The sequence below is a fragment of the Polaromonas sp. P1_G4 genome, from assembly GCF_056405475.1.
The window spans coordinates 1-1,349 of sequence record NZ_JBFUCA010000797.1 but is presented as its reverse complement, the minus strand read 5'-3'; the positions used below and the strand labels follow the sequence as shown (position 1 = coordinate 1,349).

Annotated in this window: 2 protein-coding genes; both read left to right on the top strand. The window is 56.0% G+C overall.

Annotated features, from left to right (window positions below):
* On the top strand, positions 1-433 hold a 433-nt coding region (locus tag AC1D1X_RS23445; RefSeq protein ID WP_477699363.1), incomplete at its 5' end, for a flagellar type III secretion system pore protein FliP.
* Positions 434-447: 14 nt separating this feature from the next.
* Positions 448-1,290, top strand: a complete 843-nt coding sequence (locus AC1D1X_RS23440; protein WP_477669633.1) for a sigma-70 family RNA polymerase sigma factor — start codon at positions 448-450, stop codon at positions 1,288-1,290.
* Positions 1,291-1,349: the final 59 nt, after the last annotated feature.

Genomic DNA, 1,349 nt, shown 5'->3' with positions numbered 1-1,349 from the left:
GTCGCCGGTCCTGCAGAAAATAAATGTGGATGCTTTCGAGCCGTTCATGGCGGGGCGGATCGGCATGGAACAAACCTACGACAAAGGCGTGGGTCCCTTGCGTGAATTCATGGTCCGACAGACGCGTGAGCCCGACCTGGCATTGATGGTGGAACTGTCAAAGGCCCCGGTTCCGCAGACCATGGATGACATTAGCAATGTGCAGCTCATCCCCGCATTCATGCTGTCCGAGCTGCGCGCGGCGTTCCAGATCGGCTTTGTGATTTTCCTGCCGTTTTTGCTTATAGACCTCATCGTGTCGAGCATCCTCATGGCCCTGGGGATGATGATGATGCCGCCGACCACCATTGCCCTGCCCATCAAGATACTGATGTTCATCCTGGTCGATGGATGGAGCCTTGTGCTCAAGGCACTGGTTGGCAGCTTTCATTGAGCCCCGTGTCCACCATGCCGAAGACAGCACACAATCAGCCGTCCCAGTCTGCGCCACCTTCAGGACTGGGGGATGATGAGCTGCTGCTGTGGCGAGCGTGGATAGACCAGCGTGCGGCCCCCGCCCGCGAGAAACTTCTTTCCATGCACTTGCCATATGCTCGCATCGTCGCTGCGACTTTTTACGCGCGCCGCACCCACGACGAAGTGGAGTTCGATGACTATCTTCAGCTTGCCAGTGTGGGGCTATTGGAGTCCTTTGATCGCTATGAGCCTTCGCTGGGAGCGCAGTTCAGGACTTTTGCCGCCCGCAGAATGCAGGGTTCCATCCTTAACGGGCTTGCCCGGTTGACGGAGAAGAACCAGCAGATTGCAGTCCAGGGCGAGTTGCGCCGCGAGCGCCTCAATGCCGCCAAAGCGGCGGCGCTGGAGAAACTGGATCCGGCTCTGGCGGCGACCGAAGGCGCCGAGCTTTCATCCAGGATGAACGATCCGAAGTTCCTGTTTTCTTTTCTCGCCGAAGTCGGTATGAGCCTGGCCCTGGGAGTCATGCTCGAAGGCACCGGGATGATAGATGCTGAGGCGTTTCATTCGGAGGCCGCCGAAGCTTCTGCTGAGGTGACTTATTTTAAAAAAACCGAACTGCAACGCTTGCAGCAGACTCTTGCCAATCTCCTCAAAGGGCTCACGGAACAGGAACGAACGGTCATTCGCTATCACTATCTTCAAGAGACCTCGTTCGATGACATTGGAAAGATGCTGGGAGTCAAGCGAAGTCGTGTTTCCCAGATCCACCACCAGGCGCTCCGGAGTTTGAGGCAAGGCCTGGCGCGACAAGGTTGCGATGTGCTGGCTTAAGCCTGACTTTTTTATGAGTTACATGGATGTTTATCAATGAATAACGATCTGTCTACTGA